20 protein-coding genes are annotated in these 24,188 nt (G+C 36.1%); 6 read left to right on the forward strand and 14 right to left on the reverse strand.

The genetic code is table 11. The annotated features are described in order from the left end of the window. Positions 1–15 precede the first annotated feature (15 nt). The 6 genes from ilvD to Q0543_RS04840 form a co-directional block, all read right to left on the reverse strand. A complete protein-coding gene (gene ilvD / locus Q0543_RS04815; RefSeq protein WP_299249880.1) occupies positions 16–1,695 on the reverse strand; it encodes a dihydroxy-acid dehydratase in 1,680 nt (559 codons plus the stop codon). Between the two features lie 19 nt (positions 1,696–1,714). Then, a complete protein-coding gene (leuB, locus tag Q0543_RS04820) occupies positions 1,715–2,797 on the reverse strand; it encodes a 3-isopropylmalate dehydrogenase (protein WP_299249883.1) in 1,083 nt (360 codons plus the stop codon). Positions 2,798–2,962: 165 nt separating this feature from the next. After that, entirely contained in the window at positions 2,963–3,571 is a 609-nt protein-coding gene (leuD, locus tag Q0543_RS04825) for a 3-isopropylmalate dehydratase small subunit (protein ID WP_299249886.1), read from the reverse strand. A 17-nt stretch (positions 3,572–3,588) separates the two neighbouring features. Beyond that, the gene (locus Q0543_RS04830) at positions 3,589–3,852 is read right to left on the reverse strand and encodes a hypothetical protein (RefSeq protein ID WP_299249889.1); all 264 of its coding nucleotides are present in this window, start codon (positions 3,850–3,852) and stop codon (positions 3,589–3,591) included. A gap of 35 nt (positions 3,853–3,887) precedes the next feature. Further along, complete coding sequence (leuC, locus tag Q0543_RS04835; protein ID WP_299249892.1) at positions 3,888–5,288, reverse strand: 3-isopropylmalate dehydratase large subunit; 1,401 nt, start codon at positions 5,286–5,288, stop codon at positions 3,888–3,890. A 48-nt stretch (positions 5,289–5,336) separates the two neighbouring features. Continuing rightward, entirely contained in the window at positions 5,337–6,497 is a 1,161-nt protein-coding gene (locus tag Q0543_RS04840; protein WP_299249895.1) for a 2-isopropylmalate synthase, read from the reverse strand. Between the two features lie 490 nt (positions 6,498–6,987). Here Q0543_RS04840 and Q0543_RS04845 point away from each other — a divergent pair, with 490 nt between their 5' ends. The 3 genes from Q0543_RS04845 (at position 6,988) to Q0543_RS04855 (ending at position 11,103) form a co-directional block, all read left to right on the forward strand. Beyond that, positions 6,988–8,088, forward strand: a complete 1,101-nt coding sequence (locus Q0543_RS04845; protein ID WP_299249899.1) for a VWA domain-containing protein — start codon at positions 6,988–6,990, stop codon at positions 8,086–8,088. A gap of 133 nt (positions 8,089–8,221) precedes the next feature. Beyond that, positions 8,222–9,754, forward strand: coding sequence for a sigma 54-interacting transcriptional regulator (locus Q0543_RS04850; RefSeq protein ID WP_299249902.1), 1,533 nt, complete (start codon positions 8,222–8,224; stop codon positions 9,752–9,754). Between the two features lie 140 nt (positions 9,755–9,894). After that, positions 9,895–11,103, forward strand: a complete 1,209-nt coding sequence (locus tag Q0543_RS04855; RefSeq protein WP_299249905.1) for a hypothetical protein — start codon at positions 9,895–9,897, stop codon at positions 11,101–11,103. Here the strand turns inward: Q0543_RS04855 and Q0543_RS04860 are convergent. The 7 genes from Q0543_RS04860 to gpmI all read right to left on the reverse strand — a co-directional run bounded on the left by Q0543_RS04860 (position 11,074) and on the right by gpmI (position 20,139). Next, positions 11,074–11,943 carry an aldose 1-epimerase family protein gene (locus tag Q0543_RS04860; protein ID WP_299249908.1) on the reverse strand — a complete coding sequence of 290 codons (870 nt, stop codon included), beginning with the start codon at positions 11,941–11,943 and terminating at the stop codon, positions 11,074–11,076. The genes Q0543_RS04855 and Q0543_RS04860 overlap by 30 nt on opposite strands. Before the next feature lie 2 nt (positions 11,944–11,945). Next, a complete protein-coding gene (locus tag Q0543_RS04865) occupies positions 11,946–12,710 on the reverse strand; it encodes a TerC family protein (protein ID WP_299249911.1) in 765 nt (254 codons plus the stop codon). 105 nt (positions 12,711–12,815) lie between these two features. Next, a complete protein-coding gene (locus Q0543_RS04870; RefSeq protein WP_299249914.1) occupies positions 12,816–14,834 on the reverse strand; it encodes an OmpA family protein in 2,019 nt (672 codons plus the stop codon). 10 nt (positions 14,835–14,844) lie between these two features. Continuing rightward, positions 14,845–15,360 (reverse strand): 5-(carboxyamino)imidazole ribonucleotide mutase, encoded by a 516-nt coding sequence (gene purE, locus Q0543_RS04875; RefSeq protein ID WP_299249917.1) that lies wholly within the window; start codon positions 15,358–15,360, stop codon positions 14,845–14,847. Beyond that, complete coding sequence (locus Q0543_RS04880) at positions 15,357–16,496, reverse strand: 5-(carboxyamino)imidazole ribonucleotide synthase (protein WP_299249920.1); 1,140 nt, start codon at positions 16,494–16,496, stop codon at positions 15,357–15,359. Before Q0543_RS04880 ends, purE begins: the two co-directional genes overlap by 4 nt. A gap of 322 nt (positions 16,497–16,818) precedes the next feature. Beyond that, the gene (locus Q0543_RS04885; RefSeq protein WP_299249923.1) at positions 16,819–18,030 is read right to left on the reverse strand and encodes a porin; all 1,212 of its coding nucleotides are present in this window, start codon (positions 18,028–18,030) and stop codon (positions 16,819–16,821) included. Positions 18,031–18,618: 588 nt separating this feature from the next. Next, entirely contained in the window at positions 18,619–20,139 is a 1,521-nt protein-coding gene (gene gpmI / locus Q0543_RS04890; RefSeq protein WP_299249926.1) for a 2,3-bisphosphoglycerate-independent phosphoglycerate mutase, read from the reverse strand. A 201-nt stretch (positions 20,140–20,340) separates the two neighbouring features. Between gpmI and Q0543_RS04895 the strand changes: the two genes are divergently transcribed. The 3 genes from Q0543_RS04895 (at position 20,341) to Q0543_RS04905 (ending at position 22,419) form a co-directional block, all read left to right on the forward strand. Continuing rightward, positions 20,341–20,838 (forward strand): DUF4783 domain-containing protein, encoded by a 498-nt coding sequence (locus Q0543_RS04895; RefSeq protein WP_299249929.1) that lies wholly within the window; start codon positions 20,341–20,343, stop codon positions 20,836–20,838. A 132-nt stretch (positions 20,839–20,970) separates the two neighbouring features. After that, a complete protein-coding gene (nadC, locus tag Q0543_RS04900) occupies positions 20,971–21,828 on the forward strand; it encodes a carboxylating nicotinate-nucleotide diphosphorylase (RefSeq protein WP_299249932.1) in 858 nt (285 codons plus the stop codon). A 108-nt stretch (positions 21,829–21,936) separates the two neighbouring features. Beyond that, on the forward strand, positions 21,937–22,419 hold the full coding sequence (locus Q0543_RS04905; RefSeq protein ID WP_299249935.1) for a YcxB family protein: 483 nt from the start codon (positions 21,937–21,939) through the stop codon (positions 22,417–22,419). Positions 22,420–22,671: 252 nt separating this feature from the next. Here Q0543_RS04905 and Q0543_RS04910 read toward each other — a convergent pair. Further along, a partial coding sequence (locus Q0543_RS04910; protein ID WP_299249937.1) for a hypothetical protein occupies positions 22,672–24,188 on the reverse strand: 1,517 nt, incomplete at its 5' end.

A 24,188-nucleotide genomic window follows, 5' to 3' on the forward strand; every position in this document is an offset into this window, starting at 1 on the left:
AAGCTAGCTTTTTAATTAATTATCGGTAACGCATCCTTCAGATGCAGAAGATACTAATTTCATGTATTTATATAAAACTCCAGACGTAGCTCTTGGTGCAGGTTTTACCCATGCAGCACGGCGCTTGCTAATTTCTTCTTCAGAAATTTTAACTTCAAGAATTCTGTTTTCAGCATCGATAAGAATGATATCACCATTCTCAACTAAGCCAATCATTCCGCCTTCCGTTGCTTCTGGTGTAATGTGTCCCACTACGAAACCGTGTGTACCACCAGAGAAACGACCGTCTGTAATTAATGCACATTCGTTACCTAAACCTAAACCCATCAACAAAGCTGTTGGCTTTAACATTTCAGGCATACCCGGACCGCCTTTCGGACCAACATAACGAATGACAATAACTTCGCCAGCCTTCACTTCGTTTGCTTCCAAGCCTTTGTTTACTTCCTCTTCCGAGTTGTACACGCGAGCAGGGCCTTCGAAGAATGTTCCTTCTTTTCCTGTAATTTTTGCTACAGAACCTTCAGGCGCAAGATTGCCATACAAAATTTGTAAGTGACCTGTTTGCTTAATTGGTTTGTCCCAAGCATACATTAAGTCTTGATCATTTGGAAGATCTTGTGCTTCTTCTAAATTCTCTCCAACAGTTTTACCTGTTACAGTCATACAATCTAAATGAAGCAAGTTGTGTTTTGCTAACAAACGCATTACAGAAGGCACGCCACCAATAGCATCCATGTCTTCCATCATATACTTGCCGCTTGGTTTTAAGTCTGCTAATAACGGTGTAGTATTTCCGATTCGTTGGAAATCGTCAATCGTTAATTTAACACCCGCAGCTTTCGCCATTGCAATCAAGTGCATTACTGCATTTGTAGAACCACCCAATACCAAAATTACACGTATCGCATTTTCAAATGCTTCAAACGTCATGATATCGCGAGGCTTTATATCTTTTTCCAACAATAACATCATCGCTTTGCCAAGCGCTAATGTTTCTGCCTTTTTCTTTTCACTCGTAGCAGGAGCCGTTGAAGAATATGGAAGTGTTAATCCCATTGCTTCAATTGCAGATGCCATTGTATTTGCAGTGTACATGCCACCACACGCACCCGCACCCGGACACGCATTTTTAATTACACCTTGGTAATCTTCTTCAGAGATTGTGCCAGCTACTTTTTTACCCAATGCTTCAAATGCTGAAACAATATTTAGTTTTTCGCCTTTGTAGTGACCAGAGTGAATAGTGCCGCCGTATACCATGATTGACGGGCGATTCAAACGAGCCATTGCAATTACAGCACCTGGCATATTTTTATCACAACCAACTACTGTTACCAATGCATCATAATAATGTGCTTCGCAAATTGTTTCAATTGAATCCGCAATTACATCGCGAGATACAAGTGAGAAACGCATGCCTTCTGTACCCATTGAGATACCATCACTCACGCCGATTGTGTTGAAACCAAGTCCAACCATACCGCCACGTGTGATACTACCTTTTACTTGTCCAGCAAGAATATTTAAGTGCATGTTACATGTGTTACCATCGAAACCTGTACTACCAATCGCAACGATTGGTTTTTTCATATCCTCGTCGGTAAAACCCGCACCATACATCATTGCTTGAGATGCAGGCTGAGATGGGTCTTGCGTTAAACGTTTACTAATTTTATTTAATTCTGTACTCACAGTAAAATCTGTTTTTAAATTAAGCTACAACACTAGCACCTTTAGCAACTAAATTTGCTACGTAGTCACCAACTTCTGTTGTAGAGTTTGGTTTCTCACGACGGATATCAATAGTTAAGATACCATCTTCCATTGCTTGCTCAACTGCAGCACGGATAGCTTTCGCTTCTTTCAATAAGCCGAAAGATGTTTCAAGCAACATCGCAGCAGAAAGAATTGCACCGTTCGGATTGGCAATGTTTAAGCCAGCACCTTCTGGATACGAACCATGGATTGGTTCAAATAAAGCTACTTCGCTACCTACAGATGCAGATGGCAACATACCCATAGAACCAGTTATTACAGAAGCTTCATCTGTGATAATATCACCAAACATATTTTCAGTCAACACAACATCAAAGAATGCTGGTTGCTGAATGATTTTCATTGCCGCATTATCAACAAACATGAAATCCAATGTTACATCTGCAAAATTTGCAGCATGGTATTCTTTTACCACTTCTCTCCATAAACGAGAAGAAGCCAATACGTTTGCTTTATCAACTAAGGTAACGTGGTTTTTACGTAAACGAGCGGATTCAAAAGCTAATTTAGAAATACGAAGAATTTCATCGCGTGTGTATGTACATGTATCGAATGCCATGTTGCCATCTTCGCTACGACCGCGTGCACCGAAGTAAATACCACCAGTCAATTCACGAAATACTACGAAGTCTACATTTTGCACAAGATCTGCACGCAATGGAGAAGCGTTCGCTAAAATTTTGTATGTGTTAACTGGACGAATGTTTGCAAACAAACCTAAAGCTTTACGCATTGCAAGTAAACCTTGCTCAGGACGTACTTTTGCTTTTGGATCGTTATCGTATTTTGGGTGACCGATAGCTCCAAATAAAATAGCATCAGCATCTTGACATACTTTCAATGTTTCAGGAGGAAAAGGATTTCCAGTTGCATCAATTGCTACTGCACCAACGAGTGCTTCTGTGTAATGAAATGTATGACCGAATGTTTTTTCTACTGCCTTCAATACTTTTAATGCTTGATCCGTTACTTCTGGACCAATACCATCACCTTTTAATACTGCAATTTTCTTTTCCATCTGTGTGCTTAAGGCGTAAGGCTTAAGGCCTAATGCCTGTGTCGTTTAAATGTTAAAATTTATTTTCTTTTTAAGCCATGATTGAGAGAACTCAAATCATACCTTTTACTATTTTTATTTATTAGAGCGAAACGCTTTCAGCATTAGGCTTTTTTTGCAAAAGCCTTAAGCTTGAATCAAATCAAGATACTTCGATGTCTTCTCGTATGATTCGATTTTATCTTTTACGCTCAACACGTAATCGATATCATCGTATCCGTTGATCAAACATGTTTTTTTGTATTCGTTGATTACAAAGCTTTCTTTCAAGTCTGTGCCTGTAATAGAAATTACTTGATTCACCAAATCAACGTTCAACTCTTGTTTCGGATTAGCTGCAACTGCATCAAAAATGCTTTTCAAGAATGCTTCAGAAACTTGTACTGGAAGAATACCGTTGTTTAATGCATTTCCACGGAAAATATCTGCAAAGAAAGAAGATACGACTACTTTAAAGCCTGCATCATCAATGGCCCAAGCAGCGTGCTCTCTTGAAGAACCACAACCGAAGTTTTTACCTGCTACAAGAATTTTTCCGCTGTATAACGGATTGTTCATTACGAAATCTGCTTTCGGAGTACCATCTTCATTGTATCTCCAATCACAGAAAAGACTTTTGCCAAATCCTGATTTTGTAGTTGCTTTTAAGAAACGTGCAGGTATAATTTGATCTGTATCCACATCTTCAATAGGAAGGGGAACGACAGTTGATTGTATTGTTATAAATTTTTCCATTTTAAAAGAATATATTATTATTTTTTAAAAACTTTTTTTTCTATTTCAGAGATACGTTCATCATAAGCAGAAAAAGAATCTACATTCTCAGCAAGAGTTATAATTGCTCTTGAATGCTCTGCAAGCATTATGTTATTCTTGCGAATATCTTTATGCATAGCAGAAATATCTTTTCTCATTATTTTCACTTCCGAAATTAACTCCTTTTGTTGTTCAATACTTCTGTCAGAATTTTTAACCATTTCGGCTAGTAATTCGACCATTCGATCTTCGTTTTTCATATTTCCAATAGCTGTTTTCAAGATAAAGAAACGAATTAGTTCAACATTTCACGCACATCAACAATTTTACCGCTTACTGCGATCGCTGCTGCTGTCAGTGGACTTACAAGCAAGGTACGCGCTCCCGGTCCTTGACGACCTTCGAAGTTACGGTTCGATGTAGATACACAATATTCACCTTTAGGAACTTTGTCTTCATTCATTGCAAGGCACGCAGAACAACCTGGCTCTCTTAATTCAAAACCAGCTTCAGCCAATACTTTATCAATCCCTTCAGCGATCGCTTGTTTTTCAACTTGCTTAGATCCTGGTACGATTAACGCATTAATATTTGCAGCTTTCTTTTTACCTTTTACAAATTCTGCAAACTGTCTCAAATCTTCGATACGTCCGTTTGTACAGCTACCTAAGAATACCCAGTTTACTTGTTTGCCAATCAATGAATCCCCTGCTTGGAAACCCATGTAATCAAGAGCTTTTTTGAAGGTTACTTTATTGCTTTCTTCAATTTGATCAATTGAAGGAATATTTTTATTTACACTGATGCCCATGCCTGGGTTCGTTCCGTAGGTAATCATCGGACCAATATCCGCAGCATCGTATTTTAATGTTTTATCAAATGTTGCATCCGCATCTGTGAATAATGTTTTCCAGTATGCAACTGCTTCATCCCACTTAGCACCTTTAGGAGCAAATTCACGTCCTTTAATGTAGTTGAAAGTAGTTTCATCCGGAGCAATCATACCGCCACGAGCACCCATTTCAATACTCATGTTGCAGATCGTCATACGCGCTTCCATAGAAAGAGACGTAATTGCAGAACCACAATATTCAACAAAGTATCCTGTGCCACCTGCTGCAGAGATCTGCGCAATTACATATAGGATAATATCTTTCGCCGTTACACCTTTAGAAAGTGTTCCGTTGATTTCAATTTTTAATGTTTTAGCTTTTGTTTGCATCAAACACTGCGTAGCCAATACTTGCTCCACTTCTGAAGTACCGATACCAAATGCAATGGATCCAAAAGCGCCGTGTGTAGAAGTGTGTGAATCACCACACACGATCGTCATACCCGGTAACGTTGTTCCTGTTTCAGGTCCAACAACGTGTACAACCCCTTGAGATGCGTGACCTAAGCCATATAATGTAACGCCAAACTTGTTGCAGTTTTCAGTTAATTTATCAACTTGAAAACGAGATAAATCTTCAACAATTGGCAAGTTTTGACCTTTAGTAGGAACGTTGTGATCGGGTGTTGCTAATGTTCTTTCTGGACGAAAAACACCAATGCCTCTTTTTTCAATACCAGCAAATGCTTGCGGGCTTGTTACTTCGTGAATTAATTGTTTATCGATGTACAAGATGCTTGGACCATCTTTCACTTCTGTTACAACGTGTGCATTCCAAACTTTTTCGAATAAGGTCGTTCCCATTTTCTATATTAAGATACTAGTGTATATTATTTTATTTTGTCTCAACAATTACTTTGCGTAAACTTTGCCACGCATTAACTCGTGTAAGTTTTCGTCTTCTACTTTTCTAAGATGGTCAGCCATATCTAAGAACTGCGTATATGCCTGATCCAATTGATCTTTAGATAACATATAACCGATTGTTGCCAAACGGTGATTTAAGGCTGCTCTACCACTACGTGCTGTTAAAATGATCGAAGAAGAATCTGCACCTACTGCTGCAGGATCAATAATTTCGTACGTTTCACGATGCTTTAAGAAGCCATCTTGGTGAATACCAGAAGAGTGTGCAAATGCATTTCTACCAACAATTGCTTTGTTGTGTTGTACTTGCATTTTCATTAGTGTAGATACTAAATGACTAATCGGAACAAGTTTTTTATGATTAATTCCTGTAACGAAACCTAATGTTTCTTTATGACATTCCATCGCCATTACTACTTCTTCTAATGCAGTGTTACCAGCGCGTTCGCCAATACCATTGATAGTACATTCAACCTGACGGGCGCCATTGGTCAAAGCAGCAAGTGAATTTGCTGTTGCTAAACCTAAGTCATTATGACAATGTGCTGCTAATATTGCTTTATCAATATTAGAAACATTATTCATCAAATATTTAATGCGTTCACCGTACTGCCATGGCAACATATATCCAGTAGTGTCTGGAATGTTTACAACATCAGCACCTGCATCAATCACAGCTTCTACCATGCGTGCAAGAAATGCTTCGTCTGCACGACCAGCATCTTCACAGAAAAATTCAACTTCATGCACAACTTTTTTAGCTTGCTTTACAGCAGCTACAGCCATTTCAAGAATATTTTCGCGCGTAGTACGAAGTTTGTGTTCAATATGAATATCAGAACTACCAATACCTGTATGAATACGACTACGTCTTGCAAAACGCAATGCCTCACCAGCAATATTGATATCCGCCTCTTTAGCACGAGTTAATGCGCAAATAGTTGGACGTGTTACTGTTTTGGTAATTTCTACAACTGAATTAAAATCTCCAGGACTTGAAACCGGAAAACCTGCTTCGATTATGTCGACACCTAATTCGTCTAACGCTTTCGCCACAATGATTTTTTCCTCAGTGTTCAATTGACAACCGGGAACCTGCTCACCATCTCTAAGTGTTGTGTCGAAAACGAAAATTCTTTTTCCCATAATGATACTTCGAACTATTTATTTGTATTTCTACTAATTAATTGCCGCAATACTTAATCAAATCCTATTAAAAATATAAAAATCTGATAATTAGACCTTAACATCAAAATTAGATGTAAATACCTAAACTGATTCAACTATTTTTAACATACTAAGAATACGGTATAAACAAAAATAGCGAAATATGAACGAAATAGCATCTTAAATTACATAATTATTACGGCCTCCAAAAGAATGGAACGATACTATTAAACATAATATATACGTATATTACACTGATTAATAATATAATATATAAATTTTATAAAAATGAAAGTATTGTTTCTAGTTCAAAATCAGGTTTTTTTAGATAATATGATTTTTTAAAGAAAAACGGCTTGTTTCAAAACGGAAATTTCTGTCTAGTTATAAATTTTAATTTATATCAAGTGTTTCATTTTTATTTTATACCTATCTTCAACTAAATGCTCCTTTAGCGTGTTATCAAATTATGATTGGCAATAGATTCTCCACGTATGTACCCCCAGCGAACCAAGAAAAAGGGTTTGAGGGACTTAAAAAAATATTTATTCATTTATTGCAACTCACCAACGGGGATGTTTCTGAGACATTAACATGGATGAGTGAATTGGATCAACAATATAAATTTATTGATTCAAATTATGGAATGGGTGACTTTGTAAACGATTTAAAAGAAAACGGGTATATATCCGATGTTCCTGGCAGTGGCTCTATCCCCCAGCCTACATCTAAAACAGAACAAAGCATTCGTAAATCAGCGCTGGAAGAAATCTTTGGCAAACTTAAAAAAAGCTCTGTTGGTAATCACAAAACTACTCAAAGTGGCGTTGGAGATGAATTCAATTCAGATATAAGACCATTTCAGTTTGGCGACACCTTGGATTCCATTGACATGACTTCGTCCATCCACAATGCACAAGTCAATCATGGTATTGATGAATTTAAATTATACGATTCCGATTTATCCATACGCGAACGCGAACACAAATCTTCAAGTTCGACGGTGTTGATGATTGACATTTCCCACTCTATGATTTTGTATGGCGAAGATCGAATTACGCCTGCTAAAAAAGTAGCAATGGCACTGGCAGAATTGATTAAAACAAAATATCCAAAAGACACTTTAGATATCATTGTATTTGGAGACGATGCATGGCCCGTAGAATTAAAAGATTTGCCATTCTTGCAAGTAGGCCCCTATCACACAAATACCTATGCCGGTTTAGAATTGGCAATGGATATTCTTCGAAGAAGAAAAACGCCAAACAAACAAATCTTTATGATAACAGATGGCAAACCAACTTGTATAAAAGAAAATGGCAGGTATTATAAAAATAGTTTTGGCCTCGATCGAAAAGTCATTACCAAAACCATGAATATGGCTGCTCAATGTAGACGATTAAAAATTCCCATTACAACCTTTATGATAGCCCGCGACCCCTACCTGCAGCAGTTCGTGCGAGAGTTTACTCAGACAAATAACGGTAAAGCATTTTATAGCGGACTCGATGGCTTGGGTGATTTTGTGTTTGAAGATTATATAAAGAATAGGAAAAAGACTGTGAGGTAAAGCACAGTCTTTAAAATTCCAAAAAACAAAAAACAAAATCCAAACGGATATAGAATCCGATTCTGTTTGGGATTTGTTTTTTGTTTTTTTGGGATTTCATATATGAATTTAAAATTATTACTAAAAGTTTGACATGAAGTACGACATGAAAAAAATCCGCACACTAGGCCAACTAAAGGCTGCGGGTTATAAATCAAAAAGTGTAAAAGAAGAAATGCGTGACAACTTAATCGACGCATTAAAAAAGAAAGAAAATCCATTTGTGGGAATTCAAGGCTTTGAAGATACGGTAATCCCACAGTTGCAGACTGCCATACTTGCAAAGCACAATATCATCTTATTGGGTTTGCGTGGACAAGCAAAGACGCGTATTGCTCGCCTGATGACACATCTATTAGATGAGTACATGCCAATTGTAGCATTTTCTGAGTTGAATGACGATCCACTTAAGCCTCTTTCTAGATTTTCTATCGACGCTATTGATGAGAATGGAGACAACACCCCCATACAGTGGATACATAGAAGTGAGCGTTATACAGAAAAGTTGGCGACACCCGATGTTTCTGTGTCTGATTTAATAGGTGATGTAGATCCAATCAAAGCTGCTGCCTTAAAATTAACCTATGCAGATGAACGTGTCATTCACTTTGGTTTAATACCACGCTCGCATAGAGGGATTTTTGTTATCAACGAATTGCCCGATTTGCAAGCACGTATTCAAGTTGCATTATTTAATATGTTGCAAGAAGGGGATATACAAATCAGAGGTTTTAAATTACGTTTGCCTTTAGATATTCAATTTGTATTTACTGCAAACCCAGAAGATTATACCAATAGAGGCTCTATCGTTACACCGCTGAAAGACCGAATTGATTCTCAAATATTAACGCATTACCCTAAATCGATTGAAATTTCAAAAGAAATTACAGCACAAGAAGCAAACATTTCAGAGCACCAACGCAAGCATGTTCATATTGATGATTTATTAAAAATACTGATTGAAGAAATTGCTTTTCAAGCACGTGAAAGTGAATTTGTAGATCAGAAGAGCGGGGTATCAGCACGTATGACCATTTCTGCTATGGAAAACTTATTTAGTTTTGCAGAACGACGCATGTTGATCAATGGTGAAAAAAATACGCATGCGCGTATTGCAGATTTATATGCTGTAATCCCTTCCATAACTGGGAAAGTAGAACTTGTATATGAGGGAGAATTAGAAGGGATTGCAACTGTTGCCTATTTCTTAATAGGAAAAGCAATTCGTTCAGAGTTTACAAACTTATTTCCAAATCCGGAGAAGTTAAAAAAAGACAAAAAGAAAGAAAATATCTATGCTCCAATAGTAGATTGGTTTGGCGAAGGAAATACAATAGATATTCTGAATGAAATGAGTCATCCTGAATATGAAAAAACACTTCTTTCTATTCCTGGTTTAAAACAATTGGTTGAAAAGCATGTGCCTACAGCAAGTGCAGAGCAACAATTATTATTAATGGAATTCTTGTTAAATGGATTGGCTGAATTTTCTCAGTTGAGTAAAAATAAATTGGATCGCGAATTTCAATTTAAAGATTTAGTAGGATCCATGTTCGATGTAAACAAGCCTGACGAAGACGATGAGGACGAAGAACTTGGTGATGATTTTGGATTTAGCAATAATTAAAAATTGCCTCTATACTAACCTTATTATTAGATACAATGTTTTAAACAATGCCGTCAATTCCAATGTGTTGACGGCATTGTTTTTATCTAATTTTTCTTTTCATACATTATTGGTAGTATTGTATGTAAAATATCAAAATCGTGCCTGTTTCAAAAAAACATATCTCTTTAGAAAATTTCATAATCATTACCTATGCAACATTTTATTGCATAGGACTAATGGTATTTTTCGGTTTTGACTTTAGAGCATGGACAGATGAAGAACATTTCTATTTTACGATACTTGAGTTTATTAATCAACCGTTATTACCTACCCTTAAACATTACGAAGAGATGTCAACACCTCTTCCCTTCATACTCTATGCATTTTGGGGTTGGCTCTTTGGCTCAAGCTTAGCCACTTTGCGTGTGCTTTCTATATTAATAACTTTTATTACAATCATTTCTGCTTTTCAACTTTTTAAGAAATTTCAATTAAGTAACCTTACATCCTATATATGTATTTTAATTTTAACCCTTAACCCATATTTTATCGGTGTAGGTTTTTTTGTATACACGGATTTGATGTGTGAATTATGTATGTTGTGGGTTTTTATTTATTTGATTGATAGAAAGTATTTAGCAACCTCCATTTGGTTATTACTTGCAATTTTATGTAGACAATACATGATATTGTTTTTGCCTGTAATCGCAATTTTTATTTTTTCAAAACAATCCTTTAAAATTAACAACGCATTAATAAAGCAAGAGCTATTGCTTTTAATTCCTGTTGTTGGGTTTGCTGCTTTGATGGTTTTCTGGGGCGGAGCAAGTCCAGATAACACTCTTAAAGAGTTATACATCCATAGAGCATATACATTTCATTGGGATGCTATAACGGCATATATGGCAGCTAGCATGGTCTATACATTCCCATTGTTATTTTTAATGTTAAAAAATACTAAAAAAAATCACCTGCTATTTGTGGTGCCTTTATCGGCTATTTGGTTTGGACTGTTTCCTGTCCAAGGTTCCCAAGTTGCTATTGATTCTATCATACATATCGACACCATTGGTTTGATCCATAAAGCAACGCATACATTACCCCAGTATATAGAGCAAGGAATTTGGCTCTTACTTTTTATGTGTTCGTCTTTGGTGATTGTATTGCTAGTAGAAAAAGCGTTTAAAAATTACCAATCGCCCGCTTTTTTAATATGCATGAGTTGGTTATTCTTTTTATTAACAATGAGTTTATCCTATTTGACTTGGGAAAAATATTTGCTCCCCATATTGCCCTTGCTTATAGTTTTTGGAGGATTTTTGATGGATGATTTTTTATTAAAACAACGAGATCGAATAACTAAATAAATTTTCTGTATTCGGTTTTAAGGATTGAATACCCTCTTTTTTTATAAAATTACCATCAGAATGAATATCGTCTGCAACACCCATCCATGGCTCTAAGCAAATAAACGGACCAGGTTTTGACCAAATTCCAAACCATGGATAATTTTTATAATTGAAATGCAATCCATGGCTTGATTTTTTAGATTTTAAAGAAATGCATTCTGAATACAAGCCAGAAACTACAATTGCATCTTTAACTGTGAATAAATCGGCCGATAAGGGAAGCTTTTTATTTGTGAGTAATACTTCTTCGGAAGCATCACTACGCAAACCACCTTCTAACAAAACACGACTTAGTTTTTCGGATTTTTCAAATTCTAAATAATAATCTTCGAAGGTTTCGCCTTCTACTAAAGGGCAGTTGAACCCGGGATGTGCGCCAATAGAAAAATAGAGTTCCTTACTTGTCGAAGGATTGAAAACACGATACGATACCGTTAGTGATTCTCCCTCGATGGTATAAATAACATCCAATTCAAATTCAAAAGGAAATACAAGAAGCGATGCTTCTGAATGACTCAATCTATACGTGCAGGAAGTATTCGTAAAATGTATGCAATCAAACATGCGATCACGTGCAAAGCCATGCTGTGTTAAAGAATACTTCTTGTCAGTTACAGTATACTCGTTGTTCTTTACCTTTCCAACAATCGGGAATAATACGGGTGCTTTACGTGGCCAAACTACAGGATCGCCTTGCCACAAATATTCGAGTTGAACCGTTTTATGGTAGATACTTTGCAGCTCAGCGCCATTAGCAGAAATTGCAACTTTTAATACTTCATTTTCTAAAACCTGCATTCTTATTTTCTCTCTTCTTTCAAGTCTTCTAAAACAGCTTTTTCAATATTTTCGCGCGTTTTATTTCTTTTGTTTGAATACATATTAATGGCTTCAACTAATAACGAGAAGAACATAGAGAAGTAAATGTAGCCTTTAGGTACGTGTTGATCAAAACCTTCTGCAATTAAAAGTATACCAATCATCAATAAAAACGATAATGCTAGTACCTTAACCGAAGGGTGTTTGTTGATAAAGTTGCTAATTGTAGATGCAAAAATTAACATCACCACCATTGAAATAACAACTGCAATAACCATTATTTCAATGTGATTAGACAAGCCTACAGCCGTTAAGATAGAATCAAAAGAGAAGACCACATCCAACAAAATGATCTGCATGATTGCAGTGCTTAAACTTTTATTTGCTTTCCCCTCATGTACTTCTACATGACCTTCCATTTTTTCATAAATCTCAGAGGTGCTTTTATACACTAAGAATAAGCCCCCAGCTATTAATATTAAATCTCTCCAACTAAAGCCAATATCAAAAACAGTAAAAATACTTTTATCCATTCCGACCAAATACGTAATAAATGAAAGTAATATAATTCGAATGACTAAGGCTCCAGCCAAACCTACAAATCGAGCTTTAGACTGGATTTCTGGGCTTAATTTATCAGAAATAATGGAAATGAAAATCACATTGTCAATTCCTAAAACTATTTCCATGATTGTTAGTGTGAGCAAGCTCATCCACCCATCAAGTGTTAAAAACGCATCAAACATATTGCTACTAATATTAGAATTGGAAGGTACGAATTTTTATTTCACAAATGAAACTTTATAAGTTACTGATAACTAGTTAAAAATTGCCTGATATGCTTACTTATCTTAGTGTGAAATAATTACAATTTCAACCCTTCTATTCCTTTTCCTATTTTCTTCTAAATCATTTGGAGCAATGGGTTTGCTTCCTCCAAATGATTTTGTTGTAATTCGTTTTGTATCAATCCCATGTGTTACAAAATAGGACTTTACGGTTTCAACGCGCGACTGAGATAATTCAATATTTAGTGTAGGATTTCCTTGGTTATCCGTATGTCCATCCAATTGAATTCTTACTGCAGGGTTCTCATTTAAAATTTCAACAATTCGATCTAATTCAGCAAAAGAAGATTCAATTAATATTGCCGTGCTTTGATTAAAAAAAACATTATTCAATGCAATTTTTTGCCCTGTTTCAATAGGCACAAGCAGTAAATCTACTTGAATTTCCGTGTAAAATGAATTTGACTCCACTGTTATATTTTTATTTATCGAAAAATAACCTGACACAGTAGCTCTGTATGCATACGCATTTCCACTAGGCAATACAATTTGATATTCCCCCGTAACAGCATTTGAATGTGCAACACCTTTGTTGCTGCCCGTTTCTAATAGATCGTAAAATATTTTCGCATCAATTGGCAGCCCCGTTTTCGCATCCAACACCCTACCCTTAATCATTGTCACAGGTTCGGGCTTTAAAGATGGCGCTAATGAAACGGAATATATATCTGTTAGATTTGTTTTATTTCGTAGTACGTAGGTATAAGCAATATCCCCTGAAGCGGGCATAGAAAAACTTAAGTCAGCATAGATTGAGTTTACATTAGGACCTAGATTAATAGGTGTAGACCAATTTGTCCAGCTATTGTCTAAACGTTTTGTCATAAAAATATCATAGCCGCCATAACCTAAATGTCCCTCTGAAGCAAAGTACATTGTCTTTCCATCTGAAGCCAAATACGGAGTTGCCTCGGATTGAAACGTATTTATTTGCTTTCCGATGTTTAAGGGTTTAGACCAGGAATTATTATCTTTGATAAAGCTTACATATATATCTAGGCCACCCTTCGAATCTGGCATTTCAACACTCATCAACAATGTTTTGCCATCGGATGCTAAAAAATACGATACAAATTCATTGGCATTTTGAAACTCATCAATTTTCATGGCTCTAGGAACTTCCCAGCCCTTCAGCGTATAGTTAGACAAGGATACACCATCTCCTTTAGAACTTCCATCAGCATTATAGGTATTTGCAATGACAAGTGTGTTCACATCTGAGGTGATTGAACTAACAAAATTATGTGCTGCGTTATTTAATGGCCGACCAATATTTTTTGCTTTTGCCCAAGTCCCTTCAGAAGATTTTGTTGAATACCAAATATCAGTTGTAGATGGGTCTTCTATATTATTTGGATCACCCAGGCGTGCAAAATATAAAATATTTCCATCTGAAGATATGATTGGATATGTTTCGAGTGCCGTAGTATTGATTGCATCGCTCAAGGGTTTAGAGTTACCAATAAGCATTACATCGGCACTTAAATGTATGGATAAATCAATCGGATCTTTTGTTGAAGCCACTGCAATTGCATCTATATAATTCCACTCTATAGATTCTTGATTAGATGCAGTAATAATCATTGCGACAACAGGCGTAGTGGTTTTTTTTATCGGAATAGATAAAATGCGTGATTTTTCATTTATCGGTTTACTTTGTGCGCTATATACTTTTGAAATCTTACCCGAAGCTTCAATGATGGTTATAGTGGTAATCGAACCTGGATTATATGATTCAACTACAACGATTTGCTCAGCTAAAATTGGGTCACAAAACGAGATCTTCAAAAATATTTTATCCGATTTATATCCTTGGCTATTTCCACCAACAACCCAAGCGTTTGGATTTAGCTGTGCACCAAAAGCAGGGTATACCTGCGGCACGCCTAGTGCATTGTCGGGACCATAAGATAAGCCTGTATGGGACTCATTTGTCCCTTCAATTCTGCAAGCCCACCGAACCTCTTGTTGGGCTTGAACAAAATGAGCAAATAGTAAAAAAGATAGCAAAAAAATTCTCATTGTTTCGTTTTTATTTGATCAATGATCTAAACCCATTTTTATCTATTGATGCTACAGATTCTTCCACCTTTGTTTTCAATTCAATTTTATAAGCTTGTAATTTCTTTTGAATATTTTCGTCAAATGCCCCAATAATTTGTGCTGCAATAATCCCTGCGTTTGCGGCTCCATCAAGAGCTACAGTAGCAACAGGTACGCCAGAAGGCATTTGTAAAATAGATAAAACAGAATCCCATCCATCTATGGAATTAGAGGATTTTACTGGTACTCCAATAACAGGTAATGTTGTTAATGCCGCAACCATGCCGGGCAAATGAGCTGCGCCGCCCGCGCCTGCAATGATACATTTCAACCCTTTAGCAACAGCTGATTGTCCATATTCAACCATACGTTCTGGCGTTCTATGTGCAGAAACGATGGTGAGTTCAAATGCGATTCCAAATTTTTCTAAGATATCAGCAGCGGCAGACATTATTTTCAAGTCTGATTGGCTACCCATTATGATTCCTACTAACGGCTTGCTCATGCTATAATTTTTATAAGTTCTTTTACTTGTTCTGATTTCTTTTTTAACCCATCAATAGATTGGTCTAAAATTGTAACATGTCCCATTTTACGAAATGGTTTTGTTATTTTTTTTCCGTACAAATGTGGGAATACCCCCTCAATGTTTAATGCATCTTCGAGGCCATCAAATATTGCTTCGCCAACATATCCTGGCTCACCTAATAAATTAACCATTGCTGCAGGGCAGTGTTGGTAAGTAGAACCTAATGGCATATTTAAAATAGCTCTCAAATGCTGCTCGTATTGCGATGTGTAATTTGCTTGTATGGTTTGATGCCCACTATTATGTGGACGAGGAGCAATTTCATTTACTAAAATTTCACCCTCTTTTGTTAAAAACATTTCTACTGCAAGTATTCCCACTAGCCCAATTTCATTGATTACAGTACGTGCAATTTTTTCAGCTTTTTTATGTAAGTCCTCTGAAATTTCTGCTGGAGAAAATAAAAATTCAACCAAATTTTGAACCGGATGAAATACCATTTCAACTGTTGGGAAGGTGGTAATTTCTCCGTCCGAATTACGTGCTACAATTACACTCAATTCTTTTTCAAAATCAATTTTCTTTTCTAATATACCCGGCTTATCAAAGCCTTTTGAAATATCATCTTTGGTATTTATTACTTGAACCCCTTTACCATCATAGCCTTCTTTGCCCAACTTATGTACAGCAGGAAGGAAGTCTAAATGGTTTTGGATGTCTTCTTTTGTGTTCGTTAATACAAACGGAGCTGTTGGTATATTGTGATTTAAATAAAATTCTTTTTGAAGTCTTTTATCTTGAATCATTTCTATGACTTCTGGTTGGGGAAATACTTTTGTTCCACCCTCTTGAAGTTTTTTTAATGCTTCAACATTTACATTTTCAATTTCGATGGTAATCAAATCCATATCTTTACCAAATTGGTAAACCGTGTCGTAATCAGTTAATGAACCTTGCGCAAAACTAGCACCCCATTTTTTACAAGGAGCATCGGCATCTGGATCTAAGACGTGAATTTCAAGATTATAATCTACAGCAGCTTGCAATAACATTCGACCTAGCTGACCGCCACCAAGCATGCCTATTTTGTAATCTGAATAAAAGTGTTCCATTTATTTCATTAAATAATAACGGCAAAGATACGGAAGTAATAAGTTTAAAGTGTAAAGTTTAAAGTGTAAAGTAGTAAAAATGTGTAATTATTGAGGTGAAATAAAAAATGAAATAAATTATGCCTTTTCCCAACCCAATGCAATGGAGCCAAATTATGGTACTAAATATAATGTTTAGTTGTCTAGTTCGTAGAAACTAGCCACTGATAACTGCATAAAAACAAGAAACCCAGCACCGAGGGTATTGGTGACTGGGTTTCTTTACTAACCAGATTAAAAAATTAACCGTAATCTTAAATATTGTTCGTTTTTGTATTTCTAATTAGAATGCATAGATAGCGGCCATTCCTATTGTTGGTTGTAAGTTGGTCGTTTTTGCTTTGCTAGGATCGCCAGGATTACTCGTAAACCCCTTAGCAGTACCGCCAGCATTATCATTAACTTTTGCTACATCAATTCTGAATTCAGGCTTCAAGTTAAAGTGCCCGTCCATAAATTTTAAATCTCCTGTTAACGTAAATTCGCTTACTTCGCAACCTTGACCAAATGTGCTTGAGATATATCTAAGACCATCTTTGTCAATAAAATGCTCTGCACGTAAACCTAATCCAAAGAAATCAGAGAATCGGTAATCTGCATACAATGCCGCGCCGCCCCATGAGCCTTTAGAATATCCATCTGCTTCGGCTGCATTTAATTTTAAGTTATTACCAAAACCATATGCTGCATTTAAACCCAATTTAAAGGCATCTGTTAGTTGATATGTAGTTGTTAAATCGAATAAGTGTGAAACTGTTTTAGCAGTTGTTGCAATTTTAGCTCCTGGTGTACCCAATGTTGGAAATGAATATCCGTTTCTTTCATCACCACCGATGTAGTTTACATAAATATTAAACCCGTCTGTTGGTGCAACATATATTTGAGCGATTGCGGACTTCGTGCCGTTAAAATCAAACATTTCATCCCATCCATTCACTACCCCTGCCATTATACCAAAAGTTTCAGTGATTGCATAGGAAGCCTTAGCACCAGTATGGTAGAATGGACCGTTACCAAATAGGTAAGAAAGTGAATAATTGTAATTAAGTGGAGCGTCAATCAATTCATAGCCAATATGCGTACCAAATTGGCCAATTGTTACATTTAGTTTTTTTGTAAACATGTAAGACATATAAGCCTGCTTAATCATCAAGTCATTTCCGCCAGCAACGTTACCAAAATTACCCAATATGGAGTTTGGTCCATAAGTAAGATCTACTACTACTTCTGATTTTTCTGTTGTGTAGGCAAATTTTGTTTGCGCAAGCCCTAAAGAGAATTGATTGTTTTTGATATCGAAAATTCTACCTGGGTTTTCAGAAAATGTAAGACCTGGATCTACAGAAGGATTGTTTAAGTTATATTGATAATAAACATCTACATAACCAGAAACGGTCAATTTTCCAGATTTTGTAGAATCTTCATTAATTCCTGCTTGAGAGGTAAACGCTGAGAACAGTAAAGATGCCAGCGTAACGAGTGCAAATTTTTTCATAACATTAATTCGTTTAGTTGGTAATAAATTGATAAAAGGGTTGGTCAATATATGGGTGATATTTTATACCGGGTTAGAATATTCATATCGTCCATGATGTAAACATAGGGTAAAATACCATTCCTACCAAATATCACTTCTTACTAAAATCTTAAAATAGTGTACTATTTTGTCATAAAGAGTACTTAATATTAGAATAATACAATGATTTAATAATTAAACAAAAAAATCAAAATTACTACAAAATTAGAATAATACAATTACTACTATTTATGAAAACCCCCTTAACTTCATAAAAATTGCTATTCTAAGGAAATCTACGTGTTTTCACGTATTGATAGTTAAAATTTAACCTTATATTATTCATATTTGTACCAATAAATTAAAAATAAGTTAAAATTTAATCTATATTTTTAAAATAAAGTAAATTTTTTTAATTTTCAGGGTAAATTTTAACCCAACAAATTCAATTATTTACTTTTTTATATTAAAATATAAAATTTAGGCATAAAAAAGTCCCGTCCAATCCGATAATAATCGGATTAGGCCGGGACTTTTTAAACGAAATAAAAAAGGATTATGCTTTTCTTATAAAAGAGATTCTCCTGTCATTTCTTTAGGTTTTGCAACACCCATTAATTCAAGAATTGTAGGGGCCAAATCGCCTAGTTTACCATTCTTTAGGGGTTTAGTATGCGTCTTGTCTATTAAAATACACGGTACAAGGTTTGTTGTATGAGCTGTATTTGGGGTTCCATCTTCATTAATCATGAAATCTGCATTGCCGTGATCTGCAATAACAATTGCTGTATACCCATTTTCCAATGCTGTAGTAACAACAGCTTCTGTACATCCATCAACAACTTCACATGCTTTGACTGCAGCTTCAAAAACGCCTGTATGCCCTACCATATCTGGGTTTGCAAAGTTTAAGACTACAAAATCAGGGTCTTTAGAAATTAATTCAGCAACGATTTTTTCTTTTATCTCATTAGCACTCATTTCTGGAGCCAAATCATATGTAGCAACTTTTGGTGAGGCAGCCATCAATCTCTTCTCTCCATTAAATGGCTGTTCTCTGCCTCCTGAAAAGAAGAATGTTACGTGAGGGTATTTCTCGGTTTCTGCAATACGGATCTGTTTTTTGCCAGCAGCTTCCAACACTTCACCCAGCGTATTACTTAAATTGTCTTTATCGAAAATGACTTTAACTCCTTTAAATGTATCGTCATAATTCGTCATCGTTACATAGTATAGATCTTGTTTGAACATATTTTGTTCATGAAAATCTTTTTGTGTCAATGCTACTGTTATCTCGCGACCGCGGTCTGTTCTAAAGTTGAAACAAATAACAACATCTCCTTGCTCAATTTTAGCAATGGGCTGGTCTGCAGAATCAACAATTACAACGGGTTTAATAAATTCATCCGTTACGCCTTCATTATATGAATTCTGAATCGCTTTAAGAGCGTCTGTTGCATGAGCACCTTCGCCATGAACCATCACATCATAGGCCAACTTAACGCGTTCCCAACGATTATCTCTATCCATAGCAAAATAACGCCCAACAATAGAAGCGATTTTACCTGTCGTTTTAGCCATTGATGCTTCTAGTTCTTGAACAAATCCCAAACCACTTTTGGGGTCACAATCTCTTCCGTCTGTAAAGGCATGTACAAACACATCTTTCAAACCATATTGATGCGCGATTGTACAAAGTCCTTTTACATGGTTCACATGTGAATGCACGCCACCATCTGAAACCAAACCAATAAAATGTACTTTCTTGTTATTTGATTTTGCGTAATTAAATGCGTCTTTAATAGCTGGCTCATCTGCTAAGGTATTGTTTTCAACCGCAAGGTTTATTTTAACCAAATCTTGATATACAATACGACCGGCGCCAATATTCATGTGGCCAACTTCCGAGTTTCCCATTTGCCCAACTGGCAAACCAACTGCAAGACCAGAAGCTTCTAACTTACTGTGCGGGTATTTTAAAAATAACGAATCAACAAAGGGAGTTTTAGCTGCAGCGATTGCCGAAACTTTGGGATTGGTGCCTAAACCCCAACCATCTAGTATCATTAAAATTACTTTTTTATTCATTGTACTTATTTTCTTATATGCTTCGATTAATATTTCTAAAATTATGAATAAATTCTCTGAGAATAGGCGAATTGCTTTTAAACTTTACATAACGAATCAACTTTAGGGACGTATTCAGAAGAAATGAATCGATTTATGAATATCCAAGTAAATCCATTCATAGTGCCTAATAAATTTTATATGCCTATAAATATGTGTGTTATGAATTCTATAAGAACGATTGCAAATGAAAACAAAGTCTGGCATTATTTTAGCTACATCTTTTATAATATGAATAAACACTTGTCTATCCGTTTTTTGTTTGTCGCAGCAGTTTCAACATTGCTTGGCACTTTCAACGATGTTCAAGCACAGACAAATTCATCTGTTCCTGAAATTATTGAGAGCATACGTATTTCCGTTAAGTCTTCCGATTCAAAAGATTTAACAAACTATATGGGGAATATGGTTGAAATTCAGCTTCCAGATCAGGACCGAAATAATTATAGCAAAACTCAAGCAGAATTTGTGATGCGGGATTTCATGAAAAAATACCCGCCAACAAATTTCACATACATACACAAAGTGCTTGATAAAGAAGATTTTAAATTCACCATTGGGGAATATGTTACGGCAACGGGTTCTATGCGAGTAACAATGGTTTTAAAGCCTGTAAATGGAAAATTCTTAATTGATTCAATTATAATAGAGCGTAAGTAATTTCATGTAGTTTAGTTTATATAGTATATTTTCGCAAAAAATCCCGCCAATAGGTGGGATTTTTTGTTTCACTACTTTTAAAAGAATACCGTTCTGTATTTCTTTTCCTGTTTAAAAACTTAATTTTGCAGTATGCATTATACTTATTTAACCCCAGAACGCATAGATTCTTTTATCGATGCAGCATTATTTGAAGATGTTGGCGATGGAGACCATACTTCTCTTGCATCCATTCCCCAAGGAAAAATGGGTAAAGCTCAATTGATCCTTAAAGATTCGGGGATACTCGCAGGAATAAATCTTGCAAAAAAAATATTCGAACGCGTAGACCCCGCACTCGAACTTGACATTCGCATGCAGGATGGAGATCCATTTACGTTTGGTCAAATAGCCTTAACAGTATCTGGCTCTGTACATTCCATATTGGTTTCTGAAAGATTGGTTTTAAATACGATGCAACGTATGAGTGGAATCGCTTCCTACACGCATTCATTACAATCTATTATAAACCATACAAAAGCAAAGGTATTAGATACTCGAAAAACTACACCCAACTTTAGAATGCTTGAAAAATGGGCGGTATTAATTGGTGGTGGAGTAAATCATCGTTATGGACTTTTTGATATGATTTTGTTAAAAGACAATCATGTTGATTACTCAGGTGGTGTAGCCAATGCATTAAAAAATTGCAAAGACTATATAAACCGAACGCATAAAGACCTTAAAATTGAAATCGAAACGAGAAATATACAGGAGGTTAAAGAAGCGCTTGCCGAAGGTGGTGCTTTCCGTATCATGCTTGACAACATGAGCCCAACACTTATGAAAGAGGCTGTTGGCATCATTGGTACCAAGGCTGAAATTGAAGCTTCGGGTGGCATTAATGAAAAAACAATTGTTGCTGTAGCAGAATCTGGTGTTGATTTTATTTCTATCGGTTCATTGAGTCACAGCTATAGCAGTAAAGATATGAGCCTAAAAGCGCTATAATTACATATCAGCTTTTTTACTAAAGCGATTCACAAAGGATAATTTTGCGTAACTTGCACTGAAATTAAGCATTCACTATTCTTTCAAATTTATAATTAGAACTTATTCATGATTGTTAAAACAAAAAAATACCAGCTTTTGCCTAAAGATTTTATTAAAGCAGGCTTATGGACTATCGCAAAAGAGCAATGGTGGTATATCGCTTTTCCATTTGTATTTGGCTGTATCGCTTTTATATTGCCAGAAGATAAATGGTGGTTTATTATTCCAGCAATTCTAGCTCCCATTTTATACGCCTTGTTTTGGTACATCCAATTTTATGGCGCCACTAAAATGGAGCAAGGGAAAATGATGTTTGAAAAAATGAGCTATGAAATTGATAGCAGACAATTGTTGATCAAACTAAATGAAAGACAAGGTAGCCCAGTTAAATGGGATATGTTCAAAAAAGTATACAAAAGAAAAAATGACTTTTTATTTATAATGGGCAGAGGCCAATTTCTACTTTTACCTTATAAAATATTTACTTCTGATAATGATTTACGCTTTTTAGATACCATTCTTAATAGAAAAGAATTGTTGCAAAAATAGTTGCCAGTCGCTAGGTACAGGTTTCTAGACAATAAAATAAAAAAGGCCCTTTTGAATTTATCCAATTCAAAAGGGCTCTTTTTTGTCAAATACTTAAACCACTTTTTATTCATTAAAAGTGGGGCTTTAATTCAAATAGCTTTGTTACGATAGACGTAGCAATCTGTTTTTTTTCAATACCCTGATAACCAAAAACGCCTTAATAAAATTTATTCACTAAGGCGTTTAACTTAAACTCGCTTTGCGGAACTTCTAATATTTTACAATTCGAGTCATCGTGGTGTTTGCATCCCACTGTAGAATTAACTGATATACGCCAGAAGCAATATCTGTCTTAATTTGAATAGGCACCCCAGAATATTCAAACCCTCCCGTAGTTACGATGTTACCCGTCATATCAATCAGTGTAAATGTTCCGTCTAAGGTGCTCGTCCCCACTATTGATAGACTCACAAAATCATTACATGGAATCGGATATGCAGACACGGCAATGCCGATACTTGGCATATCTATTGGATTTGTATTTCCGACTTGAACTGTTGAAGAAATAGTAGATGTTTGTTCAATCGGGTTTGTTTGCGTAACACTCACATTACCACTTGTTGTACCGAAATTTACGGCAATAGCATTTGTATTTTGTCCGCTTATAATCGTTGCGCCTGCAGGTACTGTCCACACATAGGACATGCCATTTTGATTTGGAACTGAAAATGAAACATATGTTTGATTCGAAATCACGCTCGTAGGCCCTACAATATTGGATGTAAAGCTTGGCAAGGGATTAATTGTAATACTTGCTGATGGAGAGCCTACAGTTTGTGTAGTAACGCACGTTGCATTTGACGTCATCGTTACTGAAATTGAATTATTTCCAACTTGAAGCGCGGTTGTTGTAAATAAGGCATTTGTAGCACCTGCAATATTTGTTGCGCCATTTTTCCATTGGTAGGTAGGTGCGGCTCCACCATTAATAGGATTTGCAGTAAATGTAAGCGATTGCCCTTCATACGCATTGTTACCTGGAGCAACAGTTACAGTAACAGATGCAACTCCGCTAGTGGTTGTTGTTATTGTAGTTTGAGTAGATGATACTGTAGGCGTTGAAACGCAATTTTCAGTTGATGTCATTACAACATCAAACTTATCGTTGTTCAAAATACCAGATGCAACATAACTGACTGCTGTTGCTGAAGGAATCGTTGCTCCATTTTTTCTCCATTGATAGGTTGGAACTCCGCCATTACCAGGTGTAGCTGTGAAGGTTACAGATGTGCCCACACAAATATTCGTTTGATCGGCTGCTATAGTAACACTTGGTGTGACTGTTGTGCCAACTGTTATTGTTTTTTGGATAGAAGTTGCAGTAGGGGTTGAAGGGCAACTTAGTGTAGAAGTCATTACCACATCAAACGCATCGTTGTTCAAAATGCCAGATGCAACATAGCTTACTGCTGTTGCTGAAGGAATAGTTGCTCCATTCTTTCTCCATTGATACGTTGCTGCTCCCCCATTTATTGGCGTTGCTGTAAACGTAACACTTGTGCCTATACAAATACTCGTTTGACTAGCCGCTATTGTTACACTTGGTATAACTGTTGTGCCAACTGTTATCGTTTTTGGGATAGAAGTTGCAGTAGGAGTTGAAGGACAACTTGCAGTGGATGTCATAACCACATCAAAGGTATCGTTGTTCAAAATACCAGATGCAACATAACTTACTGCTGTTGCTGAAGGAATAGTTGCTCCATTCTTTCTCCATTGATACGTTG

This window comes from uncultured Cytophaga sp. (genome assembly GCF_937863595.1).
In the GTDB taxonomy this organism is placed as follows: domain Bacteria; phylum Bacteroidota; class Bacteroidia; order Cytophagales; family Cytophagaceae; genus Cytophaga.

Excerpts from the sequence above, each read along its gene's own strand:
- Q0543_RS04830 (WP_299249889.1), bottom strand. The coding sequence starts at position 3,852 with ATGAAAAACGAAGATCGAATGGTCGAATTACTAGCCGAAATGGTTAAA.
- Q0543_RS04840 (WP_299249895.1), bottom strand. The coding sequence starts at position 6,497 with ATGGGAAAAAGAATTTTCGTTTTCGACACAACACTTAGAGATGGTGAG.
- Q0543_RS04885 (WP_299249923.1), bottom strand. The coding sequence starts at position 18,030 with ATGAAAAAATTTGCACTCGTTACGCTGGCATCTTTACTGTTCTCAGCG.
- purE (WP_299249917.1), bottom strand. The coding sequence starts at position 15,360 with ATGAGCAAGCCGTTAGTAGGAATCATAATGGGTAGCCAATCAGACTTG.
- Q0543_RS04870 (WP_299249914.1), bottom strand. The coding sequence starts at position 14,834 with ATGAGAATTTTTTTGCTATCTTTTTTACTATTTGCTCATTTTGTTCAA.
- Q0543_RS04895 (WP_299249929.1), top strand. The coding sequence starts at position 20,341 with ATGAATTCTATAAGAACGATTGCAAATGAAAACAAAGTCTGGCATTAT.
- gpmI (WP_299249926.1), bottom strand. The coding sequence starts at position 20,139 with ATGAATAAAAAAGTAATTTTAATGATACTAGATGGTTGGGGTTTAGGC.
- leuC (WP_299249892.1), bottom strand. The coding sequence starts at position 5,288 with ATGGGAACGACCTTATTCGAAAAAGTTTGGAATGCACACGTTGTAACA.
- leuB (WP_299249883.1), bottom strand. The coding sequence starts at position 2,797 with ATGGAAAAGAAAATTGCAGTATTAAAAGGTGATGGTATTGGTCCAGAA.
- Q0543_RS04865 (WP_299249911.1), bottom strand. The coding sequence starts at position 12,710 with ATGTTTGATGCGTTTTTAACACTTGATGGGTGGATGAGCTTGCTCACA.
- Q0543_RS04850 (WP_299249902.1), top strand. The coding sequence starts at position 8,222 with ATGAAGTACGACATGAAAAAAATCCGCACACTAGGCCAACTAAAGGCT.
- Q0543_RS04845 (WP_299249899.1), top strand. The coding sequence starts at position 6,988 with ATGATTGGCAATAGATTCTCCACGTATGTACCCCCAGCGAACCAAGAA.
- Q0543_RS04860 (WP_299249908.1), bottom strand. The coding sequence starts at position 11,943 with ATGCAGGTTTTAGAAAATGAAGTATTAAAAGTTGCAATTTCTGCTAAT.
- Q0543_RS04880 (WP_299249920.1), bottom strand. The coding sequence starts at position 16,496 with ATGGAACACTTTTATTCAGATTACAAAATAGGCATGCTTGGTGGCGGT.
- leuD (WP_299249886.1), bottom strand. The coding sequence starts at position 3,571 with ATGGAAAAATTTATAACAATACAATCAACTGTCGTTCCCCTTCCTATT.
- Q0543_RS04905 (WP_299249935.1), top strand. The coding sequence starts at position 21,937 with ATGATTGTTAAAACAAAAAAATACCAGCTTTTGCCTAAAGATTTTATT.
- nadC (WP_299249932.1), top strand. The coding sequence starts at position 20,971 with ATGCATTATACTTATTTAACCCCAGAACGCATAGATTCTTTTATCGAT.